Origin of the sequence: Pseudomonas sp. MWU16-30323 (assembly GCF_020515595.1) — a bacterium.
Lineage (GTDB): Bacteria > Pseudomonadota > Gammaproteobacteria > Pseudomonadales > Pseudomonadaceae > Aquipseudomonas > Aquipseudomonas yamanorum.
This window is the reverse complement of record NZ_JAIWYM010000018.1, coordinates 54149-69919: the sequence shown is the minus strand read 5'-3', so window position 1 is coordinate 69919 and position 15771 is coordinate 54149. Positions and strand designations below refer to the sequence as shown.

Sequence of the window (15771 nt, the reverse complement as noted above, 5' to 3'; positions counted from 1 at the left end):
TAAATATTTATAACTTGTTGATATGCATGATGAAATATCTTGTTTTGATGCCTTTTCATGCAAGGTTTTGCACAAACCCCCACAGGTTTGTGCCGGTTTTTTCATAAGCCTCTGAATCGCTGGCAAGATGGAACCATAATGGGTTTGCCCTCCACACAAGGATACGAATCTCCCTGTCCTGGCATTCCCCATGAAAGTCGATCCCCACATTGATGTGCAAAAGCCCCAGAGCCTGGATCAGCCTGTGCCTGCAAGGGTTGATAACCAGCCACCTTCCCAGACGAACACCCCGCTGATCGGCGATGACCTCGGTTCGATGTTCAACCAAGAGGTCGAGCTCAACAGCCGCGCGCTTGGCCGGCGGCAGCTAGGGTTGCGCGTCATGCCAGTGGAGCAACTGGCGCTGATCTATGATCACTTGGGGCATCCGGCTCAGGCATCCCTGGCGACCATTGCGCGCAGTGTCAGGGTTCAATTGTTGATAAACGCCAGCGTCGATAAGCTTGTGGAGGTCACCGGCAATGACCCGGCCCGGGCCTACGTGGTGCTCCAGCACGTCGTCACGCAGGCCGATGCCGAAGGGCGCAGCAACGAGGCGAAACTGGCTCGCGAGGCGCTGATGAAACTGGAGTTGCGCTTCAAGCCGCAGATCCAGGCGGGCCTGAACATTGCGCTGGCGTTGCAGGCCAACAGTGATGACCCTCAACTGCGCCAGGCGGTGCGCAGCGTGTATTACGCCAGCGTGGTCACCCGACAATCCCTGGCAACGATGCTGCAGGCGCTGTTGGGGCTGTTCGGCGGCGAAGACCTTGGCCAGGGGCTGAAGCTGATGCGTCGCGCCCTGGCCGACGACATTGCGGCGCTGACGCCGTCGATCGCCTCGGCCAAATTGCTCACGCTACTGGTGGGGTTGCGTGGCTGCGACCAACTGGGTGGCATCTTGTGCAATTGCCGGGACCTGATTGAGCGCCTGGCTCTCACCTACCCCGAGGTGACACGGGACGCAGTGGCCCTGCTCCAACGCTTGCTGGGGTACTCGAACACCGGGATTGCGCCTGCCGAGATCCAGCGCCTGGCCGTTGAATTGGGCGGTGTCGATGTACTCAATCAGTTGATTTCACTCAACAGCGTTTATCCGATGCTCAAGAGCCTGCCGCTCGCCGTGTGGCGTGATAACAAGGGGCGTGAGGACTGCCTGAACAGCTTTTTGCTGGTGATGGACGAATACGCGCGCACCGAGCGCGGGACCCGGCAGGGTATGGCCCCGCAGGGCCTCGATGCATGAGCGCGTTACGGGCCATCAATGGCGTGCTGCTGAAGGTTGCACAACGTGCCGAAGTCATGGGCGCGGTGGTCATCATGGCCATTGTGTTTATCTTTATTGTGCCGCTGCCCACCTGGCTGGTGGATATCCTGATTGCCCTGAATATCTGTATCTCGTGCCTGTTGATCGTACTGGCGTTGTACCTGCCGGGGCCGCTGGCGTTTTCTTCGTTTCCGTCGATCCTGTTGCTGACCACCATGTTTCGCCTGGCCCTCTCGATTGCCACCACGCGATTGATCCTGCTGGAGCAGGATGCCGGCGATATCGTCGAGGCTTTCGGCAACTTCGTGGTGGGCGGCAATCTGGCGGTAGGGTTGGTGATCTTCATGATCCTGACCATCGTCAACTTCCTGGTGATTACCAAAGGTTCGGAGCGTGTCGCTGAAGTGGCGGCGCGGTTCAGCCTGGATGCCATGCCTGGCAAGCAAATGTCCATCGACAGTGATTTGCGTGCCGGCCTGATCGATGGCGAGCAGGCCCGGGACAAACGCGAGCAATTATCCCGCGAGAGCCAGCTGTTCGGGGCGATGGACGGGGCCATGAAGTTCGTCAAGGGCGACGCCATCGCCGGGCTGATTATCGTGGTGATCAACTTGCTGGGCGGTTTCTCCACCGGCATGTTCCAGCACGGCATGAGCGCCGGCGACTCCATGGCGCTGTACTCGGTACTGACCATCGGTGATGGCCTGATTGCGCAGATTCCCGCGCTGCTGATTTCCTTGACTGCGGGCATGATCATCACCCGCGTGGCGCCGTCCGGGCGTAACAAGGGCGCCAACAACATGGGCGCCGAGATCGCCCGGCAAATGACCAGCGAACCCAAGAGCTGGGTCATCGCCTCGGTCGGCATGCTCGCCTTTGCGGCGCTTCCGGGGATGCCGACGGTGGTGTTTATCCTCATCTCGCTGATCACCGGTTCCCTGGGTTACTTCCTGGTGCGCCAGCGCCAGAAGCTCGAGCAGCCGGAGCAAGCGGGCGCCGATGCGGTCGCCCCGCATGACAACGGTGAAGAAGACCTGCGGAGCTTTGATCCGTCGCGGCCTTATCTGTTGCAGTTCCCGGCAGCCTTGCACGGCAGTGCACAGGTGGCGCAGGTCATCCACAGTATTCGCCAGGCGCGCAATGGCCTGGTCACGTACATCGGCTTGACGCTGCCGCCGTTTGAAGTCGAGTTTGCACCTGCACTGGCCGAGGATGAGTTCCGCTTCTGCGTGCATGAAGTGCCGATGATCAAGGCCACCCTGGGACATCGGGTAGCGGTGGCCCTCGGCACCTTGGCCGCCGAGCCTGAAGAGGGTGCCAAGGGACTGCCTGAGCGCGACGAACAGGACTGGGTGTGGCTGGCGCCCGACGATCCACTGCTCGACGACGAGCAACGGGAGCGCTTCACCGCAGAGGGCTTGATCATCGAACGCATGACCCGGGCGATGATGCTGAGCGGGCCGCAGTTCCTCGGGATTCAGGAGAGCAAGTCGATCCTCACCTGGCTTGAATCCAACCAGCCGGAACTGGTGCAGGAACTGCAACGCATCATGCCGCTTTCACGGTTTTCGGCGGTGTTGCAGCGCCTGGCCAGCGAGGGCGTCCCCCTGCGGGCCGTGCGGCTGATCGTGGAGGCCTTGATCGAATACGGCCAGCATGAGCGTGAGCCGGATGCCTTGGCCGACTACGCGCGCATTGCCCTTAAGTCGCAGATTTTCCATCAGTACAGCGAAGCCGACGGCCTGCATGCCTGGCTGTTGACGCCCCACAGCGAAAGCGTGCTGCGTGATGCGTTGCGCCAGACCCAGACCGGGGTGTTCTTTTCCCTCGACAACGACAGCAGTGCGGTGTTGGTCAACCTGCTCAAACAAGCCTTTCCCGTACGGGCCAAGAGCAAGAGCGTGTTGTTGGTCGCGCAGGATCTGCGCAGCCCTTTGCGGACATTGCTGTTGGAAGAGTTCAACCATGTACCGGTGCTGTCGTTTGCCGAGCTGGGGAGTTCATCGAAGGTCAAAGTGCTGGGGCGGTTTGACCTGAGTCAGGATGATCTGGTGCGTGGAGCCGTGGCATGAGCACTGTTTTGGCGATTGTACAGGGCCTTGAAACGGACGGTGTTGCGTGGAGCCGGTTGTCCCTTGCGGCAATGGTGGCCTGATAATGTTTGAGCTACGAGTACTCGATGGTTTGCACCAGGGGGCCGCGCTGCCGTTGTTCGGCGAGCAGTGGAGCATTGGTGCGCACCCTGACGCTGACCTTGCGCTATACGCCCCGGGCATTGCCGAGCGCCATGTGCGGTTGCAGTATGTTGACCAGCGCTGGTCGGTGCAGGCCGAGGGAGGGGTGATGCAGGACGCCTCCGGCCTGATCCTGGCACAGATTGCCGACCTGCCACTCAACACGACATTTTCGATTGGCGACGTTCGGCTCTGCGTCGCCCGCGCCGACCAGCCCTGGCCCCAGCCGACGGTGACTGACGAGCAGGCGGCCCCGCCTGCGGCCGAGACTCCCGCCCCGCTGAAGCTTTCTTCCATTTCGAGCACGCAACAGAAACGCTTGATCAGCCTGGTCGTCGTCGTTGCGGTCATCATCACCGCGCTGGGCATGACCACTAGCGGTGATCGCGAAGCCCAGGCGTCGTTGATGCCACCTGTGATCCGCAAGAACGAACTGGCCTCACCTTTCGAGGTGCGCCAGCAGTTACTCAAGATGCTCCGCGAGCGCGAATTGATCAACCGTATAAGCATCCAGTTGGTCAATGACCAGGTGCTGCTCGACGGCGATGTACTCCAGGAAGACGTGGAGTTGGTATCGCGCATGCTCAGCCGGTTTGGCGAACAGTTCGATACCGCAGTGCCGGTGATGAGCCGGGTCAGGACGCGCGACGGAACGTTTCCTTTCAAGATTTTGCAGATTGTCGGCGGCCCCAACGGTCACGTGGTTCTGGAACACGGGAACCGACTGTTTGTGGGGGATGAGGTGGACGGCTTGCGCCTGGTGCTGATCGATAACACCAAAGTGGTGTTCGACGGTAAGCAACGCTTCGAGGTGCGCTGGTGAGCCAGGACCTGCAAGCCCGTCTTGAGGCCTGGGAGCAACGCCAGTCGAGTGCGCTGGCCAGCTTCGCACCGGTGTCGGTGCGCGGTCGTATCCAGCGGGTGAACGGCATGTTGTTGCAATGCCGGCTGCCCCAGGCGCGCATCGGTGATTTGTGCCAGGTCGAAAAGTCCATCGGCGAATATATGCTGGCCGAAATCATCGGTTTCGACCAGCAGGATGCCGTGCTCAGTGCGTTGGGCAATCTTGAAGGCGTACGCGTGGGCGCCAGTGTGCAACGCCTGGGGGTGCCACACCGGGTACGGGTCGGTGATGATTTGCTCGGCCAGGTGCTCGATGGGTTTGGCCGGCCGATTGCGGGCGATGGCCCAAGCGCATTTGTGGAGGCCGACATCGCAGAGGCGAGCACGGTGTTGTGCGAGGCGCCGTTGCCTACCGAACGCCCGAGGATCAGCCGGGCGTTGTCCACCGGCGTACGCTCGATTGATGGGTTGATCACGCTGGGAGAAGGGCAGCGCGTCGGCCTGTTCGCCGGGGCCGGCTGCGGCAAGACCACCTTGTTGGCCGAGATCGCCCGAAACGTCGAATGTGATGTGATCGTGTTCGGGTTGATTGGCGAGCGCGGCCGCGAGCTGCGGGAATTTCTCGACCATGAACTGGATGATCAGTTGCGCGCCAAAGCGGTGCTGGTGTGTGCAACCTCCGATCGCTCAAGCATGGAACGCGCCCGCGCGGCCTTCACTGCGACAGCGCTGGCCGAAGGGTTCCGGCGCAAGGGCAAGCGGGTACTGCTGCTGATTGACTCCCTGACCCGATTTGCCCGGGCCCAGCGTGAAATCGGCCTGGCCGCGGGTGAGCCGCTGGGCCGCGGCGGCTTGCCACCGTCGGTATACAGCTTGATGCCGCGCCTGGTGGAGCGGGCCGGGCTGACCCGTGACGGAGTGATTACCGCTATCTACACCGTGCTGATCGAGCAGGACTCGATGAACGACCCGGTAGCGGATGAAGTGCGCTCCCTGCTCGACGGCCACATCGTGTTGTCACGCAAGCTGGCCGAGCGTGGCCACTACCCGGCGGTGGATGTGCTGGGCAGCCTTTCGCGGATCTTGAGTAATGTCGCCACGCCCGAGCATATAAGGGCGGGCACCGCCTTGCGCCGCTTGTTGTCGGCGTACCAGCAGATCGAACTGATGCTCAAGTTGGGCGAGTACCAACCCGGCAGTGATGCCCTGACCGACCTGGCGGTGGACAGCCGCCAGGCCGTCGATGGCTTTCTGCGCCAGGACCTGCGTGAGCCGGCCGCGATGGCGATGACGCTGGAACAATTGATGGAGTTGACCACCGATGTCCCTTTCTGAGATCGATACCTTGCGGCGTTTGCGCAAGCATCGGGCTGAGCGGGCGGAGCGCGCGTTGCGTGCCGCCAAAAGGCAGCAGCAAGCGCTGCTGTTGCAGATCCGGCAGGCGGCGGATGCCCTTGAACAGACCCGGCTGGAGGAAGCCCGGAAAACCGCTGAGCTGCTGGGTAAGCATCAAGGGCAAGTGATCTCGTTCCAGGACATCAAGTCCTGGAATGCCCAGGAGCGCATGTTGTCCGCCGACACCCGCCGCGAAGAAGGGCAGTTACATGAGCTGCACGGCCAGCGCGATGAGCAGTTGATCCACATCGACAGCGCGCAGAAGCAGGTTACCCAGCGCTTGCGCGAGGTTGAAAAACTCCAGGAGCTGTCCCTTTTGCTGGGGCAGGAAGAAGCCGTGCAGGAAGAAACATGACGCAAGTTCCAGTGAACAGACCTGAGCGCCCGCGTCTGGGTGAGCCTCGGGATGAACGTGAGCCCGGCCCGGGGGCGATAGTGCCATGGGAGCACGGACGGTTATTTGCCCAGCTGTTTGGCAACGATGACGAAGGGGGCGGTTTCGGTTCCGCCCTACCGGGAACCCCTGCATCAAGTCATGCCGCGATGATCGCGGCCATGACCGAGCAGTTGGTCCCGCGGATCCACGCCGCTGTTCAGTGGCCTTTGCACGCTGTGCTTTACCTGCCGAGCCTGGGGCGGATCAACGCCAGCGTGCGCCGCGAGCAAGGTGCCTGGAATGTTGAACTGGAGGCGGAGGAAGAGCGCACCGCACGCTGGCTGCTTGGGGTGCGCCAGCCCCTTGAGAACGGGCTGGCCGGCGCGTTGGGCCAGCCAGTCAACGTCCACCTGGCACATGTGGACCCGGCATGATCCTACCGTTTTTAACCTTGCCGGCGGTCAGCGGCGCCAACGTCGCGGCGCGGCGCAGGCTGGGTCGCGGCTTGCGCATGGCGTTTCAGGTCGCGGGGCAGAACGGTGAACTGTTGATGGAACCGGGCCGTGCCCCCACAGGCGTCAAGCCGCTGTTTTTCGAGAGCGCCTGCGGGGTGCTGGCTTTCGCCGAGCCAGGGCCGCTGTTCAGCCTGTTGGGGGAGTGCCCGGTGACGCTGGCAGAGGCCGGCAACGATCCAGACTCGTGGTTCTGGGAACTGTTCCAGCACCACCTGAGCCCGCAGGTGCGGGGGCTGTTTGGCTTCCTGCGGTTGCTGCCGGCGCCCAGGAAATTGAACTTCGGTTGTCGCTTCACGGTGACGCTGGGGAAGTCCAGGGTCGTGGGTTACCTGTGGCTGACGCCAGAACGCTTGCTGGCACTGTGCGAGGCCGGCCCGTGGCAGCCGATAGCGGGGCCCTTGCCGGCTTCGTTCCAGTTGTCAGTGGCGATGACCCTGGGCCGCTTGAAGCTCTCCATCGCGCAATTGAACGGTGTCCGTGCCGGTGACGTGGTGATGCTTGAACAGCCCTTTTTCGATGTGCAGGGCAATGGTCACCTGTATGTCGGCAAGCACCGGCTGCAAGGGTGCATTGATGATGAATCCGGGCCGTTGTGCCTGACACTTGTTTCGATCGAGGAAACGTCCGTGGACGAGGATTTTGCAACATCGCAGTACCCGGGGGATGAGCTGGATGAACCGGTAGTGAATGTCTTTGGCCACGAGCCTTTCGATGAGTTGAGCATGGCCCTGACAGTTCGTTGTGGCACCCTGAACCTGACCCTGGGCGAACTGCGCAATCTCGCCCCCGGTGCAGTGTTGGGCATTGCCGGATACGCGCCGGGCATGGCCGGGCTTTATTACGGCGACAGGCCGATCGGGCAAGGGCAGTTGGTGGAAGTAGACGGGCGCCTTGGTTTGCAGTTGTCCCGCGTGATTTTTTCGCGATGACATTTCAGGGGGTCGACCCCCTTATCCTGGCACTGTTTTTAGGTTCGCTGTCGCTGATGCCAATGCTGCTGATCATCTGCACATCGTTCTTGAAGATCGTGATTGTGCTGATGATCACCCGTAACGCCATCGGTGTGCAGCAGGTGCCTCCGAGCATGGCCATCAATGGAATAGCGCTGGCCGCGACGCTGTTCATCATGGCGCCCGTGGGCTACCAGATTGCCGAGAACGTCAAGGCTTCGCCCGTGGACATGAGTAGCGTGCAGGCGCTTCTGGAAACAGGCAAGGAGGCCATACAGCCGTTGCGCGCGTTCATGCTGCGCAACACCGACCCGGATGTGTTGACCCACCTGCTGGAAAACAGCGCGCGCATGTGGCCGCCTGAAATGGCGCAGAGCACTCAGCGCGAAGACTTCATCCTGTTGGTCCCGGCGTTTGTATTGTCGCAGTTGCAGGCGGGGTTCGAGATCGGCTTCCTGATCTACATTCCGTTCATCGTCATCGACCTGATCGTGTCCAACCTGCTGCTGGCCCTGGGGATGCAGATGGTCTCGCCCATGACCATTTCCCTGCCGCTCAAGCTGCTGTTGTTCGTGATGGTTTCCGGGTGGTCGCGATTGCTCGACAGCCTGTTCCTTTCTTACCTCTGAGTGCCCTATGGAACCGATTGTGCTGTTCAAGCAGGGTATGTTGCTGGTGGTGGTGCTGTCGGCGCCGCCGCTGATCGTGGCGGTGATCGTCGGCGTGCTGACCTCCCTGGTGCAGGCCCTGATGCAGATCCAGGACCAGACGCTGCCCTTCGGCATTAAGCTGGTCGCGGTGGGCATTACGCTGGTATTGACCGGCCGCTGGATCGGCCTGGAGTTGATCCAGTTGATCAACCTGATGTTCGACATGATCGCCCGTTCGGCATTGAACTGAGGGAACACGCGTGCAGATCTATCTAGAATATTTGCCAAGCCTGGTGGTGGCCATGGCGCGCATTTATCCTGTCGCGATTCTGGTGCCGGCGTTTTGTTTCCAGCACATAAGAGGCAGGTTTCGGAACGTGATCGTGATGGTCATGGCGTTGATTCCGACACCCGGTATTCATGCCGCCATGAGTGGCCAGGATTACTCCGTGTTGATGCTCATCGGCCTGGTACTCAAGGAAGCTGCCCTGGGGTTTTTACTGGGGACCCTGTTGGCCATGCCGTTCTGGATGTTCGAGTCGGTGGGCGCGCTGCTGGATAACCAGCGCGGAGCCTTGGCGGGTGGCCAACTCAACCCATCGCTGGGGCCGGATGCCACCCCCATCGGGCACCTGTTCAAACAGTTGGTGATTTATCTGCTGATCGTCATGCTGGGGCTGAGCGTGTTGACCCAGGTGATCTGGGACAGCTACCTGATCTGGCCGGCCACCGCCTGGCTGCCGCTGCCGGCCGTCAATGGCTTCAGCGTGTTCCTCGGCGTACTCGGCGACACCTTTACCTACATGATGCTGTACGCCGCGCCGTTTATTGCGGTGCTGCTGTTTCTCGAGTTCGGCTTCGCGGTGCTGGGGCTGTACAGCCCGCAGTTGCAGGTTTCAACCCTGGCAACGCCGGTCAAGTGCCTTGCCGGGCTTGTGGTTCTGCTGCTGTATTTTCCATTGCTGCAGGATTTGATCGTCACCCGCATGGCGCAGTTGGCAGACCTCAAGCATTCCATCGGCCTGATGTTTCAGGGGGTTGCACCATGAGTGATTCGGGGGAGAAAAAACACGCCGCCACCCCCAAGAAGCTCAAGGATCAGCGTAAGAAAGGCCAGGTCGCCCAAAGCCAGGACGTCGGCAAGTTACTGGTGCTGACGGCCTTGAGTGAAATCGCGTTGTTCACCGCTGAAACCAGCATGCAGCGCTTCCAGCAATTGCTGGTGCTGGCGATGTCGGGCATCGGCCGGCCCTTTGTGCGGGCCCTGGAAGAAGTGCTGATGGAAGGCCTGCTGATGTTTTTTTCGTTCGCCCTGTTGATGGCCGGGGTGGCGATTGCGGTGAAGCTGATCAGCAGTTGGTTGCAGTTCGGCTTCCTGTTCGCGCCGGAAAGCCTGACCCCGGACTTCAGCCGCCTCAACCCGGTCAGCCAAATCAAGCAGATGTTCTCCGCCCAGTCGGTGATGAACCTGTTGATGGGATTGGTTAAGGCGCTGTTGCTGACCCTGGTGCTGTACGTGGTGATCGAACCGTCGTTGTCGGCGTTGATCAACCTGGCCACCAGCGATTTGCAGAGCTATATCCTGGCGCTCATCACCTTGTTCCGTCACTTGCTGCACGCCACCCTGGGGTTGTTGCTGGTGCTGGCACTGATCGACATGGCGATGCAGAAACACTTCTTCGCCAAGCGCATGCGCATGACCCAGGTGGAGGTGATGAAGGAATACAAGGACATGGAAGGCGACCCCCACGTCAAGGGGCAGCGGCGTCAGTTGGCCTATCAACTGGCCCAGGAAGAGCCGAAGGTCAAGCTGCCCAAGCTGGAAGAGTCCGACATGCTGGTGGTCAACCCGACGCACTTTGCTGTCGCGCTGTACTACCGGCCGGGCAAAACCCCGCTGCCGCTGCTGGTGGATAAAGGCACGGATGCCGAGGCCCGGAAACTGATAGACCGGGCCAAGGCGGCCGACGTGCCGGTGATCCAGTGTGTGTGGCTCGCGCGCACGCTGTACGAGAAGAAGCTTGGGGCGAACATCCCCCGGGAGACGTTGCAGGCGGTAGCGTTCCTCTACCGCACCCTGCGTGAGCTCAACGACGAGGCCAAGCGTGAAACGCTGGAGTTTCCGGAGCTTATGCAACGTTAACGGTAGCGGTGCACGTCCAGCATACCGAGGCAGCCCAGTGAAAGCAGCTTGCCGATGATGTCATCTGCCTCCTCTGCACCTGCCGGCAGCGCGTGCCAGATCACCAGGGCATCCTTGGCATCGAGACAGGCATAGTAGCCGTCAAACGCCACCGCCTGTTCAAAAATCCGCTCCAGTACCCGTTCCAACTGTCCGGCTTCCAGCGCTCCACGGTCGACCCGCAACGCAAGCCCAGGTTTACCACCGGCCTTTATTGGGTACACGCTTATGCCCGGGCTGAGGGGCAGGTGGGCGTCCTTGCCGCCCACCAGGTTATCCAGGAATACCTGGCGAGACGACGTATCGTTCGGCCCCATGGAGCTTACCGTTCCAGTGAGATCGTTTGATAGTCGGAGCGCTCGCCGTCAGGGCCCGATTCGACGCGCATCTGCGGCGGCCACCAGACCACCAGCTTATCGGCGCCCGATTGCGGGCGTGAACAGGAGTCGCCCTTGCACGTCGGCGTACAACCAACGATAAGCAGGGCCAGGCCGAGGAGGGTGAGCAGGCGTTTCATGGCGCGTTCTTCCGGGTGGGGGTGATCAGGGAGGGGCGGGGCACACCGATGTGTTCATCTTTGACCACGGGCCGCATGGCGATAAACACCTCCGCCTCTTCCCCCGGCTTGAGCCAGGCACGTGGCCAGACGCTGACAGCCAGGGTCTGGGAGTTGCTGCATTCTTTCTCATCGATGCGCACGTTGCGGTTGAACTGATTGCGCACCACCACCACGGCCACATTGAACTGCGGGCCTGCATACCATTGGCTGCGTTCGGTGTTCAGTGACAGCAGGTCGCGGGTGCTGCATAAGGTGTTCAGCCCCAGAGGCATCGGTGCCGCCTTGAAAGCCTTGGGGACTTCCCCACTGACCAGATGCGCCAGGGCGGCCGTAATGTCACTGCGTTTTATGACGGGCTGATGGGGGGAGTAGCGTCTGGCCAGCGGAGTCAGGGCCGCCTGCAACTCGGCCTGATCGGCTTGCGGTAAGTAGCGCGACGGATCGTCCTGGTCGCCGATGACGCGCGGAGTGAGGATGAACAGGCGTTCACGGCGATTATTCTGGCGCTCGGTCGAGGAAAACAATGCCTTGCCCAACAGCGGAATATCGCCCAGTAGGGGAATCTTTCTTTGTTTGTCGGCACTTTCAGTGACATGGAAACCGCCAACCACCAGCGAGCGCTTTTCTGCCATTACGGCCTGGGTGCTGACTTTGCCCCGGCGTACATCAAGGTTGTCGGGATTAGTGTTGTCCTCGGCGAAATTTCCATCTTCAATGTCCACCGCCAAATGGATCTGGTGACCGCCGCGACTGGTGGTAACCCGGGGGACCACCTGGAAACTGGTGCCCACGGTGACAGGCAAAATGGTTGCGTATTCACTGCCGCGAGAGAGGTACTGGGTGCGGTTGAAGTCGATTACCGCGGGTTGGTTCTCCAGGGTGAGCACCGAAGGGTTCGAGACCAGGGTTGCCAGTCCCTTTTCTTCGAGCGCACGGATATCGGCGTAGAAACGATCGCGGTTATTAATCGACACCTGCGACGAGGTGCCGGGTGCCATGTTGACCCTGAAGCGGCTGTTCTGGAAGCCCCAGTTCACCCCGAATTCGCGCAGCTGCGTACGCTCGATATCGAGAATGATCGCATCGATTTCGATCAGCTTGCGCGCGACGTCGAGCTGGTTGATCAGCTCGCGGTACATGGCGTGGCGTTCAGGCAAGTCATAAATCAGCACGGCGTTGTTGCGCACATCGGCTTCGACGCGTATTCGGCCGCCGGATACCGGCGCTCGTGGGGTCAGTGCAGGCCCGGCGTCCACTTGCCCTGTGTTGCCATTGGCACCGAACATCTGGCCCAGCAGCGGGTTTCCCAACCGCGGCACATTTGGCGTAAGAGGGGCTGGCTGGGATGTTGGGCGTTGGGTCAGCCCTGTGAGCGTCGAGGTGGAGCGCGGTTCCAGCAGCCCGCGTAAAATGCTGGCGACCCCGGGCACATTGAGTTTTTCGCCACGGTAATCCACCTGGCGGTCCGCCGCATTGGCGAACTTCAGTGGGTAACTGAGCACGCTCTGTTTCTCGTCCGGTGAGCGGCGCTGGCTGCTGAAGTGCTTGATCTGTTCGATATAACGCTTGGGGCCGGAGACGAGTACCACACCGTCTTCCGGCAACTCGCCCCACCCGAAACGGCTGTCGAGCAGGCCAATATCGGTGAGGGCCTGCTTGAGGTCTGCGATGGTCTCTGAAGAGACCTCCAGGCGCGCTGACTCCTGCTGGTCCAGCGTGCTGACGAATAGGGTGTTGTTGTAGAGATACCATTGAAAACGATGCTCAACGGCCAATCTGTCCAGCATGGACTGCGGGGTGTTCGCGCGGATCTTACCGTTGACGTTGCCTTCCAGCAGGCCTTCGATTTGCAACTGTGTGCCGAAGGCCTGGGCGAAGTCTTCAAGCACTTCCCTTAGCGGTTTGTGCTCTGCCTCGTAGGCATAGGCGGTGTTTTTCCACTCGGCGGGAATGGCAGCAAAACTGGTGTGCGCCGGAGCGAGCAAACAAGCCAGTGCGATCAGGCATCGCCAATCCGCACGTCGAAATGAAATTTCAGGCGGGTTTATGCGCAAGCTGCTGCGCTTGTAGGTTTTGTTATACATGGAAGGTTCTCTATTTCAGTGCAGCGGCTTACGTAACACGGTGGCCTGGCACTTGCGCGCAGGTTTCGCCTGGCGAGCAACGACGCTGCGCCAGGTGTCGCGCTGGTTGAGGAGTGCTTCGAGAGCGTTCAACAGTTGGTCCTGACTGCAACCCCGTGGCAGGCCTTGCACCAGCCAGAGATGGCCGGTTCTGGGACAAAGGGCCAGTGCGCCCTCGAAATGTGCCAGGCTGGCCCCTCCGAGACGTAGCCAGGCCTGCAACGGATAGGTTGTGAGACCAGGGCGAGTCAGTTGAATACGCAGCAGCAGGTGATTTTCATAGCACTGCAGGCTCAGCTCGTCGTCGTTTTCATACACCCGGGCCTGTGGTTGATGGCCATTCAAACAATCAATCAAGGTTGAGTGCCAATCATCAGGAACTGTTTGCGAGAACATAGTTTTTAGTCTCGTTTTTGAGGGTCTGCAAGGCTGACGCCATCGACACTTTCTTCGCTATGTTGAGTGATTGCTCGGTCATCTGGGTGAACAGCATCTTCAGCTCTTCTATGTCTTGCATTTCATCAACATCCTTTGTGATGTCCCCGAAGTTCTTTTCGTCCCGGGCCAGTTCCCGGTATAGCTTTGAAAGCCTGTGGTCGTCACTAATCATGGGTTGTCTCCGTGGTTGCTACCTCATGTGTGGCCGCTGATGTGTTACAGGTTCCATCGGTCTAGGAAATTTGTTGAAAAACAGCGCTCATCGATGCCGTGAATCACTTGAGGGGGCGGGTATCAGATGGTCCAGAGCATCGGCCCAATTGATATGAAAGACGCCGTCTTTTGTCTCAAGCAGCAATGACTGGGCGCTGACAGCGTTATCGACTCGAAGTGTCCACGGCACATCGACCAGGCGAGCGAGCCACTGTTCGACGGCTTCTCTGTCCTGTGGATGGCACAGCAGGTTCGCGTTGACGGGAGGCAGTTGAGCCGCCAGCAGTTGGTTGAGTAGAGCCCTGATGCGCTGGGGGGGCGGGGTCTCATCCAGGAAACCCCGAATGGCGGTGCTGATCACTGAGGTTGCGACCTGTTCCAGGCTCTCATGCATCGCCTGACGTTCCGACTCCCAGCGTTGCAGAATGGGGTTGGCGCGTTGCCAGAAGTTTTCGCCTGCCTCTTCCAATACGCGCTCACACTGGGCTTGAGCCTGTTCTATGAGCGAAAGTGCCTGGGCTTGGGCGCGCTCGATCAACTTGCTGGCCTGGGTGAAGTCGACAAGCATTTCCCTAGGAATCAGAGCTGGCGGCAACTGTGTGTTAACGGTATGCAGCTCGATTTTTTTGGGGCAAAACATACTGGTTTTTCTCACGAGGGCAGGTGCTGGGTTTCGTTGAGGATGTTTGACGTTGCCCGCCAGAGGGCGGCTTGCCACAGGGTGTCCAAGCGGCCGTGGGTGCTGAGCAACCTGGGGTGCGATTCCAGTTCAAGTACTCGCTGGCGGGCAAAGCTCAGGCGCAACCGCTGCCAGATGGCCGGTGATACCCAGGCGCGCAGGTAATGCAGAGGGTCGTCAACGGTCGCTGGCAACAGCACTTCGGGTGTCATTGCCTTGGTCAGGCGCTGGCACCAGAGGTGCTGTTCTCGGCTCAAGCGGCTGTCGCGGCTGGGGTTGTCTATTTCTTTGACCAACAACAGGGCAAGGTCTTGTTGTGGCGGACTACAGGTCAGTACCAGTTGGAATATAGGCGCGGAAGGGCGGGGAGGAAGTTCAGGCTCGATCTCGAACAAAAGGCTCACCCGTTGATGAAAAGCGCGTGAGAGCGTCTCTGTTTCCGCAAAGCGGTTCTGCGTGTACCAGTCGCGGTGCGCGTTTTCCCAAGGGGAAACCCACCATCGAACCCACATGAGGTCCTTATTCATGGGCAGGTACGGTCGCAGACTCTTTCGGTTGGTTGTCCTTAGTCCGTCGGCGCCAGAGTAACCCTGCAGCGCCTCCCAGCAGTAAGGCGATCAAGGAGGCTATGATACTGGTGCGCCAGAACACGAGGTCTTGCTCCGGTACCAGGAAGGGCCCGAGATAGTTGAGTTGTTGCTTCTCCTGATAGGCGGTAGCCGGCACGAAAACGACGGTCAGTTTTTGCGTGTTTTCTATCGCTGAGGCCATACCGGGGATGCTGCTGGCAACCATCCTTCGCACGCGGGGTTGAATGTTGTCGGGGTCCAGTCGCGGATCATGCTTGATGAACACCGAGGCGGACGCCGGTTGTACCGGTTCTCCAGGTGCCACCCGCTCCGGCAGCACAACATGGACGCGCGCAACGATCACGCCATCGATATTCGACAGTGTGGCTTCCAATTCTTGTGACAGTGCATAGATATAGCGCGCCCGTTCTTCCAGCGGCGTGGAAATGACCCCCTCCTTGCGAAAGATATCTCCCAAGGTGGAGCGGCCCACTTTGGGTAGACCGGCGGCCTCCAGCGTGCGAACAGCCCGGCTGATGTCGTTTGCCCGGACGCGAACGACCACGCCGTCTTTGGCCGGAATCTTCTGGGCGCGGATCTGCTTGTCCGCCAACTCGGCAACAACTTCGTTTGCTTCCTGCTCGGACAGCTGACGATGGAGTTCTACGCTCTCACCGCAGCCGGCGAGCATCAATGTCGATAAACAAAAGAGCGTGATGGATAGATAGCGATGCATGCG

19 protein-coding genes are annotated in these 15771 nt (G+C 60.2%); 11 read left to right on the top strand and 8 right to left on the bottom strand.

What is annotated here, in order from left to right:
- Positions 1-190: 190 nt before the first annotated feature.
- From sctW to sctU, 11 genes are all read left to right on the top strand, one after another.
- Complete coding sequence (gene sctW / locus LIY45_RS20105; protein ID WP_226477363.1) at positions 191-1285, top strand: type III secretion system gatekeeper subunit SctW; 1095 nt, start codon at positions 191-193, stop codon at positions 1283-1285.
- Positions 1282-3378, top strand: a complete 2097-nt coding sequence (gene sctV / locus LIY45_RS20100) for a type III secretion system export apparatus subunit SctV (protein WP_226477362.1) — start codon at positions 1282-1284, stop codon at positions 3376-3378. Before sctW ends, sctV begins: the two co-directional genes overlap by 4 nt.
- Positions 3379-3463: 85 nt before the next feature.
- Positions 3464-4363, top strand: coding sequence for an FHA domain-containing protein (locus tag LIY45_RS20095; protein WP_226477361.1), 900 nt, complete (start codon positions 3464-3466; stop codon positions 4361-4363).
- The gene (locus LIY45_RS20090) at positions 4360-5718 is read left to right on the top strand and encodes a FliI/YscN family ATPase (RefSeq protein ID WP_226477360.1); all 1359 of its coding nucleotides are present in this window, start codon (positions 4360-4362) and stop codon (positions 5716-5718) included. The genes LIY45_RS20095 and LIY45_RS20090 overlap by 4 nt, the downstream gene beginning before the upstream one ends.
- On the top strand, positions 5705-6133 hold the full coding sequence (locus tag LIY45_RS20085; protein WP_226477359.1) for a YscO family type III secretion system apparatus protein: 429 nt from the start codon (positions 5705-5707) through the stop codon (positions 6131-6133). Before LIY45_RS20090 ends, LIY45_RS20085 begins: the two co-directional genes overlap by 14 nt.
- Complete coding sequence (locus LIY45_RS20080) at positions 6130-6588, top strand: type III secretion system HrpP C-terminal domain-containing protein (protein WP_226477358.1); 459 nt, start codon at positions 6130-6132, stop codon at positions 6586-6588. The genes LIY45_RS20085 and LIY45_RS20080 overlap by 4 nt, the downstream gene beginning before the upstream one ends.
- Positions 6585-7598: a FliM/FliN family flagellar motor switch protein gene (locus LIY45_RS20075; protein ID WP_226477357.1), complete on the top strand. Its 1014-nt coding sequence runs from the start codon at positions 6585-6587 to the stop codon at positions 7596-7598. Before LIY45_RS20080 ends, LIY45_RS20075 begins: the two co-directional genes overlap by 4 nt.
- Positions 7595-8248: a type III secretion system export apparatus subunit SctR gene (gene sctR, locus LIY45_RS20070; RefSeq protein ID WP_226477356.1), complete on the top strand. Its 654-nt coding sequence runs from the start codon at positions 7595-7597 to the stop codon at positions 8246-8248. Before LIY45_RS20075 ends, sctR begins: the two co-directional genes overlap by 4 nt.
- Before the next feature lie 7 nt (positions 8249-8255).
- Positions 8256-8519: a type III secretion system export apparatus subunit SctS gene (gene sctS / locus LIY45_RS20065; RefSeq protein WP_010177045.1), complete on the top strand. Its 264-nt coding sequence runs from the start codon at positions 8256-8258 to the stop codon at positions 8517-8519.
- A gap of 10 nt (positions 8520-8529) precedes the next feature.
- A complete protein-coding gene (sctT, locus tag LIY45_RS20060; RefSeq protein WP_226477355.1) occupies positions 8530-9318 on the top strand; it encodes a type III secretion system export apparatus subunit SctT in 789 nt (262 codons plus the stop codon).
- Entirely contained in the window at positions 9315-10412 is a 1098-nt protein-coding gene (gene sctU / locus LIY45_RS20055; RefSeq protein WP_226477354.1) for a type III secretion system export apparatus subunit SctU, read from the top strand. The genes sctT and sctU overlap by 4 nt, the downstream gene beginning before the upstream one ends.
- Here sctU and LIY45_RS20050 read toward each other — a convergent pair.
- The 8 genes from LIY45_RS20050 to sctJ all read right to left on the bottom strand — a co-directional run bounded on the left by LIY45_RS20050 (position 10409) and on the right by sctJ (position 15768).
- The gene (locus tag LIY45_RS20050; RefSeq protein ID WP_226477353.1) at positions 10409-10768 is read right to left on the bottom strand and encodes a transcriptional regulator; all 360 of its coding nucleotides are present in this window, start codon (positions 10766-10768) and stop codon (positions 10409-10411) included. The genes sctU and LIY45_RS20050 overlap by 4 nt on opposite strands.
- A gap of 5 nt (positions 10769-10773) precedes the next feature.
- A complete protein-coding gene (hrpT, locus tag LIY45_RS20045) occupies positions 10774-10968 on the bottom strand; it encodes an HrpT family type III secretion system protein (protein ID WP_226477352.1) in 195 nt (64 codons plus the stop codon).
- Positions 10965-13094 carry a type III secretion system outer membrane ring subunit SctC gene (gene sctC, locus LIY45_RS20040; RefSeq protein ID WP_226477351.1) on the bottom strand — a complete coding sequence of 710 codons (2130 nt, stop codon included), beginning with the start codon at positions 13092-13094 and terminating at the stop codon, positions 10965-10967. The genes hrpT and sctC overlap by 4 nt, the downstream gene beginning before the upstream one ends.
- A 15-nt stretch (positions 13095-13109) precedes the next feature.
- On the bottom strand, positions 13110-13529 hold the full coding sequence (locus tag LIY45_RS20035; protein WP_226477350.1) for a type III secretion protein: 420 nt from the start codon (positions 13527-13529) through the stop codon (positions 13110-13112).
- Complete coding sequence (locus LIY45_RS20030; RefSeq protein WP_226477349.1) at positions 13507-13743, bottom strand: hypothetical protein; 237 nt, start codon at positions 13741-13743, stop codon at positions 13507-13509. The genes LIY45_RS20035 and LIY45_RS20030 overlap by 23 nt, the downstream gene beginning before the upstream one ends.
- 87 nt (positions 13744-13830) lie before the next feature.
- Entirely contained in the window at positions 13831-14424 is a 594-nt protein-coding gene (sctL, locus tag LIY45_RS20025) for a type III secretion system stator protein SctL (protein WP_226477348.1), read from the bottom strand.
- A gap of 11 nt (positions 14425-14435) precedes the next feature.
- The gene (locus LIY45_RS20020; protein WP_226477347.1) at positions 14436-14762 is read right to left on the bottom strand and encodes a type III secretion protein; all 327 of its coding nucleotides are present in this window, start codon (positions 14760-14762) and stop codon (positions 14436-14438) included.
- A 220-nt stretch (positions 14763-14982) separates the two neighbouring features.
- The gene (sctJ, locus tag LIY45_RS20015; protein ID WP_226477346.1) at positions 14983-15768 is read right to left on the bottom strand and encodes a type III secretion inner membrane ring lipoprotein SctJ; all 786 of its coding nucleotides are present in this window, start codon (positions 15766-15768) and stop codon (positions 14983-14985) included.
- Between the last annotated feature and the right edge of the window lie 3 nt (positions 15769-15771).

Coding starts and splice junctions, on each gene's coding strand:
- hrpT (WP_226477352.1), bottom strand. CDS start 10,968: ATGAAACGCCTGCTCACCCTCCTCGGCCTGGCCCTGCTTATCGTTGGT.
- LIY45_RS20075 (WP_226477357.1), top strand. CDS start 6,585: ATGATCCTACCGTTTTTAACCTTGCCGGCGGTCAGCGGCGCCAACGTC.
- LIY45_RS20050 (WP_226477353.1), bottom strand. CDS start 10,768: ATGGGGCCGAACGATACGTCGTCTCGCCAGGTATTCCTGGATAACCTG.
- sctJ (WP_226477346.1), bottom strand. CDS start 15,768: ATGCATCGCTATCTATCCATCACGCTCTTTTGTTTATCGACATTGATG.
- sctL (WP_226477348.1), bottom strand. CDS start 14,424: ATGTTTTGCCCCAAAAAAATCGAGCTGCATACCGTTAACACACAGTTG.
- LIY45_RS20085 (WP_226477359.1), top strand. CDS start 5,705: ATGTCCCTTTCTGAGATCGATACCTTGCGGCGTTTGCGCAAGCATCGG.
- sctU (WP_226477354.1), top strand. CDS start 9,315: ATGAGTGATTCGGGGGAGAAAAAACACGCCGCCACCCCCAAGAAGCTC.
- LIY45_RS20095 (WP_226477361.1), top strand. CDS start 3,464: ATGTTTGAGCTACGAGTACTCGATGGTTTGCACCAGGGGGCCGCGCTG.
- sctC (WP_226477351.1), bottom strand. CDS start 13,094: ATGTATAACAAAACCTACAAGCGCAGCAGCTTGCGCATAAACCCGCCT.
- LIY45_RS20035 (WP_226477350.1), bottom strand. CDS start 13,529: ATGTTCTCGCAAACAGTTCCTGATGATTGGCACTCAACCTTGATTGAT.
- LIY45_RS20030 (WP_226477349.1), bottom strand. CDS start 13,743: ATGATTAGTGACGACCACAGGCTTTCAAAGCTATACCGGGAACTGGCC.
- sctS (WP_010177045.1), top strand. CDS start 8,256: ATGGAACCGATTGTGCTGTTCAAGCAGGGTATGTTGCTGGTGGTGGTG.
- sctR (WP_226477356.1), top strand. CDS start 7,595: ATGACATTTCAGGGGGTCGACCCCCTTATCCTGGCACTGTTTTTAGGT.
- sctW (WP_226477363.1), top strand. CDS start 191: ATGAAAGTCGATCCCCACATTGATGTGCAAAAGCCCCAGAGCCTGGAT.
- LIY45_RS20080 (WP_226477358.1), top strand. CDS start 6,130: ATGACGCAAGTTCCAGTGAACAGACCTGAGCGCCCGCGTCTGGGTGAG.
- sctV (WP_226477362.1), top strand. CDS start 1,282: ATGAGCGCGTTACGGGCCATCAATGGCGTGCTGCTGAAGGTTGCACAA.